Source organism: Actinophytocola sp., assembly GCF_045807065.1.
Taxonomy (GTDB): Bacteria; Actinomycetota; Actinomycetes; order Mycobacteriales; family Pseudonocardiaceae; genus Actinophytocola.
The window spans coordinates 1-7,305 of sequence record NZ_JBJMIE010000700.1; the positions used below are offsets into that span (position 1 = coordinate 1).

Here is a 7,305-nt window from a genome sequence, read left to right on the forward strand (position 1 = left end):
CCACCTCTCAGTCCTCATGTGCCGGAGTGACCTTCTTGACGTAGAGCAGCCGGTCGCCGGTCTCGATGGGCGATCGTCGCTGTTCCATCTGGCTTCACGTCAGGGGTGCTCGACCCCCGGCCTGTGGCATGGACGTGGCATGAGACCCCTGAAAATCATGGGGTCAGGGTCTGCTAGAGTCACAACCGTTGCTTCAAACGGTGCTGGTGACAGCCAGTGCGAACCAGCCTGACGGCCTTTCAAGGCGGCAGCGCGGGTTCGAATCCCGTTAGGAGCACACAAAAAAAGCATGGCCCTGTGGCGCAGTTGGTTAGCGCGTCGCCCTGTCACGGCGAAGGTCGCGGGTTCGAGTCCCGTCAGGGTCGCGAGAGCGATGGGTGACCTGTGTCTGCGGAGAGCGCAGACCTTGGTCGCTCTCGTCATTATGTTGGGGGGCCGAGCCCCCCAAGCCCCCCACGGTGCGGTTGGTTGCTGACCCGGCGTGGTTGCGTTTTCGGAAGCGTCGGAAGCGTAGAGTGCTGGCGGACCAGGGACTCAGGTCCTGGTCCTGGTCCTGGTCCTGGTCCTGGTCCTGGTCCTGGTCCTGGTCCTGGTCCTGGTCCTGGTCCTGGGGTGGCGGGTTCGCTCTTTGTTTGGCCAGGTAGCTCAGTTGGTATGAGCGACCGCCTGAAAAGCGGTAGGTCGGCGGTTCGATCCCGCCCCTGGCCACCAGCACGAACAGACCCTGTCGAAGATCGACGGGGGCTGTTGGGTCTCAGTTCGGGTCTCAGTTCCCGTCCAGGGCGAGCTGCCAAGGCGGGCATGCATCTGGCAGTCCTGCCCTGTGCTCGTCGATTACAGGCGAGCAAGGATGCCTTGCATGCACCAGAAGGTCCCGAGCAACTAGCGGCCAGGCGCGTAGTTCTGACGATCTCTTGATCGTACGAAGTCAGCGCCATTCAATGCTGTGTGCCACAGGCGTCGCCCGTGGGGCCGAAGGATTCGGTTTCCTTCCCATCCGGCAGTCTCGATCTTGCTGTGGCCGTTGTCGACCACTAGCTCCAAAGCTGGTTCAAGATCCGTGTCGTGAGACGCCAAGACGATCACGTCATACTGACCACTAGCTGCCAAACGCACTACCGACAGAGCAACTAGCACATCGATACCCTTCTCCTCTGCCTTCTCAGCAGGCCATTTCCATGGGTATCGCAAGGTTCGGTAGACCACCTCGACGCGACGGTCCCGAGTCCATTCAGACCGTTGACGCTGTGTGATCCCGTACAGGAAGGGCTCACGATGGTTGCTGGGTTGGCCCCGGAACACGTGCACCGACGCAAGCTCCGCCTGCTTCTGCCTGTCGTCGCGTTGCCTCTGTGCACGCACCTGGACAACGCTCTCCGCGAACTTCAAGGGATGCACCAGGCAGTGGTAGACCGGAGTCCCGTCGGGAGCGAAAGTGTCGTGAGCAGTCAGGTGGATGTTTTGGTAGTCGATCACTACGCAGAGCTGTGGACCAGACATCCCAACTCCTACAAAAAAGCCCCGCCAGTCCCGGAGGACGGCGGGGAGCAACGGCATCAACTGTACCTCAGCCTGTACGTCGTCGGAAGGTGCCCTTTGTTACATCCCCCGACCGTGTGCTGTTGCTCCAGCTAGATGCAAGGACCCACCGACACCAGTCGTCACTGAGAGCAACTGAACCGTACCGATCAGCATCAGAAGCGAACGGGCGGATCCTCCGGCCCACCAGGCGCAACAGGCCGACGACAGTAAGCCGGGGCTGGTGAGTTCACCCATAAGAGTGTCACGAGACGCACTGCGTCACTTCACCCACATAAATGTCGTCATGGGTGCGCCGCGGCGACAGTCTCACGGATGTGAGTGAGCCTATCGCTTTTGGCTCTTCCTCGCCCGAGCGGTAGACACACCTGTCCGCTCGGTCTCATGGGGTGGCTCCTCGGTGCCAGCGGGGAGCCACCTGACCACTCTCCAGGGGAAGGAGCCCTGGTTGGCAGTTAAGAGACGAGAGAGCTCTGGTGATCATGACGGACCTTTCTGGAGTTCTCGGAAAGATTTGCAGGACGGCGTACTGGACTTGGTCAACAAGGTTCTCGACAACTGGGGTCCAGCACTCAGAGCCGCCCTGCTGCTGGGGATTCTCATCGTTGGTGCAGTCGCCATCGCCAAGCTCTCACCGTGGGCCAGCGTCTTCGCGCTCGGCACAGGCGGATGGCTAGCCGCTCGACGTGAGCGAGGGCGCAACCGATGATCGTGATGGGTGGTGTGCGGGACATGCCGAACACCACCCATCACACGGAAGAGCATGAGATCTAACTTCGGGTTTCAGTCCTCCTTCCAGAGGAAGCCGTTGAGTCGCTCCGCGATGTTGCCTCGAAGTACGGCGGTGACATGCTGATAGCGCTTCGCCATGCTGCTGTTCGACCAGCCCATGAACTCCATCACGGCCCGTTCGGGCACCTCCAGGAGCAGCAGTACCGTCGCGGCGGTGTGCCGGGCGTCGTGCAGCCGGGCGTTCCGCACGCCTGCTGCAGCGAGTAGAGCCTTCCATTCATCCATGTCCCGACGTGGGTCGATCGCACGACCGTTCGGCTGGGCGAACATCCAGTCTTCGTCCACCCACAGGTCGGCCGCGAGTTCACGTTCGCAGTCCTGTTCGACCCTGTGCCGGGCCAGCAGCTCATAGAGCTGGTCTGGGAGCACTATCCCGCGCTTGCCGGCACGTGACTTCACGTCGACCTCGACCAGGCCGCCACCGTGCTTCTCAGGGCACCAGCGCGCGTGACTGGTGCAGTCCGGAGGGCACGGCGGCGGGCAGGGCTTCCGCTTGTGCCGCTTGCAGCCCTCTCGGCAGGGCTTGGTCTTGTGGTGTCTGGCTCCGCACGCGTTCGGGTTGTTGCAGCCGTGCTCCCACGTGTGCCGTTGCAGTTGCTGGGTGATCCTCAGCGTCTTGGTCTTGTCATCGAGCCGGGACCACTTCAACCCTATGGATTCGCCCTGGCGGGTGCCGAGTGCGAGGGCCAGCACGAAACGCACGCCGTTGCGGCGGCCGAGCGCGGTCTTGATGAGTCGCTGGATCTCCTCGACCTCGAACGGCTCGATCTCCTCGTCGTCAAGCCGGGGTGCTTTCGCCAACGCGACCGGGTTCTTCATGATGATCTCACGGCGGTGCGCCTCGCCGAATGCCGTTCGTGCGGTGCGGTGCACCTGGTGCGCGGTGCCGGGCTTGCCACCTGCCTTGAGAATCGCCGCGTAGAGCCGTTCGAAGTGTTCCGGCTTGAGTCGTTGGTGGTCCATCTTGTGCTTGCCCAACGCGGGGATCAGGTGGTGATGCACCGCCGTGCGGTAGGCGGCATACGCTCGTTTCTTCAATGACGGCCGTGCGATGTCTTCCAACCAATGGACCAGCCACTCTTCCACCGACATCGCCCGGCCGGCCTTGCGCACGTTCCCGGTGTCACGGTCCTGTTCGAGCTTGCGCACGGCCGTCGTGACCGCGTTGAACGCCTTCTTGTCATCCTCCCCGGTGGCCTTGCGCTTCACGTGCCTGCGGTCTGGCAGGCCGTTGTCCTTCAGACCAACGGTGACCCGGCCGTGCCAACAGCCGTCGTACTCGCTGTAGTAGATCGTCGAGGCACCATTCGGGTTCCGGGTGCCCTTGCCCGCTGCGGCAGCCATCACGCCGCTCCCTTCGTGATGAGTCGCTCGGTGTAGTCGCGGACAGCATCGACGTGGACGCGTCGAAGTCGGCCGATCTGCACGGACTTAAGCTCTCCGGTCCGCACCAGTCGCCACGCGAAGGTCCGGCCGATACCCAGTCGCTCAGCAGCCTCCTCGACGGTCAGGAGAATCCGTTCAGACGCGGGCTGGGTCGGGGGCATCGGCGGTGTGGCCGTCTGCTCGACAAGCACCCTGGCGAGCTGAGCAAGCACGTCTCCAAGGTTCGGCTTCGCGGAGATCATCCCAGCTACCTCTTCCAACTGGTCGAAGTGACGGGACCTTGTGGATGTCACTGGTGCTGTCACAGCTGTTCTCCCTGGTCGGAAGGGGTGGAGTGACTGAGTGACAGGTGTGACAGCGGTGACGCATCACTGTCCTGTCCACTTGGCTGGTCGCCCGCTTCGAGCGGGTAGTAGGCCCCACCGGGCGCTACCCGGAGTTGGCCGGCTTTGGCCATACGGGACAGGGTTTGCCGGACGTTCGTGGCCGGCAGACTGAGCGCGTCGGCGAGCTGGGCGGGTTTGCTGCCGGGGTACTCGCGTACCAGTCGGACGAGGTCCGCACGGGTGTCGCCCATCTCGTAGTCGGCCGCGGGACCGTCGAGTTTGGTCCAGAACGTGCCGTCGAAGGTCATGGCGAAGTCGTTCTCCACGACGTCGCGGCCGGTGACGTGTAGGACGCCGTCGGCTTGGCCGCGTGAGCGCTCGAGTACGAGCGTGGCGTCTACTGCGCCGGTGAGGCCGTTGGTGCCGGAGACGAGGTCTTGCCAGTCTTCGGCGGCTTGTTTGCGGACGTGGTGGATGAGCAGGATCGGTAAGCCATAGTTGTCTGCGATGGTTTTGAATCGGCCGGCGGCGGCGTAGTCGGCGGCGTAGGCGGACACGCCTTGGGGGTTGCGGCCGCGCATCTTCTCGAAGGTGTCGACGATGACCAGCCGCGCGCCGGGGTTCTGCTCGATCCACTCCACGATCACGGCGTCTCCGCCGTTGGGCATTGTCGGGCACGCCGTCTCCAGCGTGAGCAACGGCGCGGCGCGGCCACCGGCGGCGAGCATCTGCCGGCGGCGGGACTGGAGTCGGCGGCCGGTGTCCTCCAACGCGCAGTACAGGACCGGACCGCGCTCGACTTCGATCCCACCCAGCGCGGGGTCACCGCTGGCGATGGCCGCGCCGATGCCGAGGGACAGCCAGGACTTGCCCAGCTTGGGTGCGCCGGCCAGCAGGTTGAGCCCTTCGCAGAGCAGGCCGGGCACTGCCCAGCGTGGCGGCGGGAACTCCTGGCGCAACAGCTGGTCGTCGGTCCACCGTGTCCGTCGCTCCGGTGCGGCGGGGACGGCGTGTAGGGCGCGGGTTGCTGGGGTGGTCATCAGGCCACCTGCCGGGGTCGGTTGCGGCCCTTGTTCAGTCCGGATCGGATGGTGGCGCGGGCCTGGTGGTCGCTGAACGCGCCGACCGCGATGTGTCGGCCGGCGGCGGTCAGTAGCTCGCGCTCGTGGTCCTGTTCGGACAGCGCGCCTCCGGCGACGAGCTGTCCGAGCGCGACGGCGGCGGCGTAGAGGGTGGCGTTGCGTTGTCCGTCCGGCGCGTGGTGCACCTTGGCGCACTCCATGCGCACGGCTGCGTCGACGTAGCGCGTCCGCCTGCCGGTCAGGGTCTGCACGGGTCGGTCTGGTGCCGGCGGTGGTGGCGTGGGTCGGAGCAGCGCGGCGAGCCAGGTCGGTAGCAGGGTGACCGGGACGTCGACCACCACTCGGTACCGGCGACCGTCCACCATCGAGTCCGGTGCGACGACGTAGCCGCCGTGAGCGCGGGTGTCTACTTTCCACCCGAGGGTGCCAGCCGTGTTCCGCAGCTCGACCCCGGCCGGCGCACGGTAGTACAGGTGCAGTCCGCCGGACGGTGTGGCGACTGTGAGCGTGTCGGCTGGCATCGGTTCACCGGCCTGGTCGGCGAGCACCGCGAGCACGTCTTGTCCATCCCGGACACCCGGCGTCCGCCATTCGGCCGGCGGGAGGTGGCCGGGCTTGGCGGTGTCGAGGTCCACGACCACGAGACCGGAGGGGCCGGTGGCTACGCCGATGTTGAACGGCGCGGCCTTCCACGCCGACCGGATGCGGTCGGGGTCGGTGGTCGCGCGTTGCTCCCACCCGAGGTGACCCGCCTGGCAGGGGCCGGTGCGGGGGCACTGCTTGTGGCCGTGCAGGGCGGGGACCTTGCTGCCGGGCTTGAGCGGGAAGACGTGCCAGCCCTGTTGGGCGAGGTGGAGCGCGGTGGTCAGCAGGCGGCTGGAGTCGTCTGGGTCTGGTGTGGCGACGAGTGTTGCTGTGGTCATGGTCGTTCGCTCCCCTGGTTCAGTGGTGGCGGGTGGCGCGGAGGTCGTTGATCAGGCGTCGGCCGGCACGGACTCGGCGGCCGGTGCCCTCGCAGCGGTGGCAGCGCCAGGCGTGGCGGGGGTTGGTGTGGCGGCAGGTGGTGAAGGGGAACAGCCAGCAGGTGAGGGCGTAGCCGGCCGCGAGGATCACCAGGGTCACCACGGCGAGGGTGATCAGCCCGGACAGAATGTGACTATGGGTAGCGGCGGTCAGGGTGCCGGTAGCGGCGTGGGATGGCATGGAGGTCTCCTGAGAGCGGGTTTTTGGGCAGGTGTGACCAGGGCCGCTACTCGCTACCTGCGGAAATAGGGCCTGATCAGGTGTGTTGTGGCGGGTAGCGGGGTGGGGTAGCGGTGCCGCTACCGGTAGCGCGGGTGGCGCTACCCCACCGACCGCTCAGGGCCACTCGTGACGGTTACGCTCCGCTGCTACTGCGGCGGGTCATGGCTGTGTGGATGTCGTCGGCCTTGGCTCCCTTGAGCACCGCGCCGTCCCACTTCACGTTCACGCTCGGCACTCCCAACGCGCGGAGCTGGGCGCTGATCGTGTCGGCCGTGATGTCGCCGTAGTGCTCCCGGGCGTGCTCGACCAGCCGGCCGGCGAGGATCTGCCACGGCAACCGGCTCGACCCGGCGAACACCGCGAGCGTGTCGGCCAGGACGTCCCGCACCTGCCGCTGGATCTCCTCGCCCACGGCCTGACCGGTCAACGTGCCGACCCGCTCCCGATGCTGACGGGCAGCAATCAGGATCTTCTCGGCGTCGGCGTGGTCGGCCAGGAACGTGTGCGTGGTCGGTGTGTGGTCCGACTGTCCATAGAGGAGTCCGATTCCGCGGTACTCGTCCCCGACCGGCAGCGTGGACGCGTCGTAGCCTTCCGCGTAGGCGTCCCCGCCCAGCACGGCCTCAGACACGAGCCGGTTGCCGCACTTGAGCGCGAACCGGACGGCGTGGTTGTCGCGGTAGCGGTTGAACAGCCGGCCAACGTCTCCCGCACCGACCCCGGAGGGCTTCTGGGAGCTGGACAGGATGACCACACCGGCCGACGGTCCCACGGCCTGGATACGAGCCAGTTTGGCAGCGATGTCCTTGTTCACGGCCTGGTCCTCGGTCTCGAAGTAGACCTGGAATTCCTCCATCACCATCACGACTACCCGCAGGTCGGGGTAGCGCGGATCCCGGGCGAGTTCCTCGGTGAGCGTGCCGTTGGGGCACACG

The 7,305-nt window shown here is 65.8% G+C and carries 7 protein-coding genes and 2 tRNA genes; 2 read left to right on the forward strand and 7 right to left on the reverse strand.

Annotation, left to right across the window (positions count from 1 at the left end):
* Positions 1-291 precede the first annotated feature (291 nt).
* Positions 292-365: transfer RNA gene (locus ACJ73U_RS41150), tRNA-Asp, on the forward strand.
* 269 nt (positions 366-634) lie between these two features.
* Positions 635-711: transfer RNA gene (locus ACJ73U_RS41155), tRNA-Phe, on the forward strand.
* 171 nt (positions 712-882) lie between these two features.
* Here ACJ73U_RS41155 and ACJ73U_RS41160 read toward each other — a convergent pair.
* The 7 genes from ACJ73U_RS41160 to ACJ73U_RS41190 form a co-directional block, all read right to left on the reverse strand.
* A complete protein-coding gene (locus ACJ73U_RS41160; protein WP_407783205.1) occupies positions 883-1,557 on the reverse strand; it encodes an NYN domain-containing protein in 675 nt (224 codons plus the stop codon).
* 765 nt (positions 1,558-2,322) lie between these two features.
* Positions 2,323-3,675: a tyrosine-type recombinase/integrase gene (locus ACJ73U_RS41165; RefSeq protein ID WP_407783206.1), complete on the reverse strand. Its 1,353-nt coding sequence runs from the start codon at positions 3,673-3,675 to the stop codon at positions 2,323-2,325.
* Positions 3,675-3,959, reverse strand: coding sequence for a helix-turn-helix domain-containing protein (locus tag ACJ73U_RS41170; protein ID WP_407783207.1), 285 nt, complete (start codon positions 3,957-3,959; stop codon positions 3,675-3,677). The genes ACJ73U_RS41165 and ACJ73U_RS41170 overlap by 1 nt, the downstream gene beginning before the upstream one ends.
* 59 nt (positions 3,960-4,018) lie before the next feature.
* Positions 4,019-5,083, reverse strand: coding sequence for an AAA family ATPase (locus ACJ73U_RS41175; protein ID WP_407783208.1), 1,065 nt, complete (start codon positions 5,081-5,083; stop codon positions 4,019-4,021).
* Positions 5,083-6,048: a bifunctional DNA primase/polymerase gene (locus tag ACJ73U_RS41180; protein ID WP_407783209.1), complete on the reverse strand. Its 966-nt coding sequence runs from the start codon at positions 6,046-6,048 to the stop codon at positions 5,083-5,085. Before ACJ73U_RS41180 ends, ACJ73U_RS41175 begins: the two co-directional genes overlap by 1 nt.
* Positions 6,049-6,067: 19 nt before the next feature.
* Positions 6,068-6,328 carry a hypothetical protein gene (locus ACJ73U_RS41185; protein ID WP_407783210.1) on the reverse strand — a complete coding sequence of 87 codons (261 nt, stop codon included), beginning with the start codon at positions 6,326-6,328 and terminating at the stop codon, positions 6,068-6,070.
* 175 nt (positions 6,329-6,503) lie between these two features.
* Positions 6,504-7,305, reverse strand: an 802-nt coding sequence (locus ACJ73U_RS41190) for a hypothetical protein (protein WP_407783211.1), incomplete at its 5' end; no start/stop codon positions are given.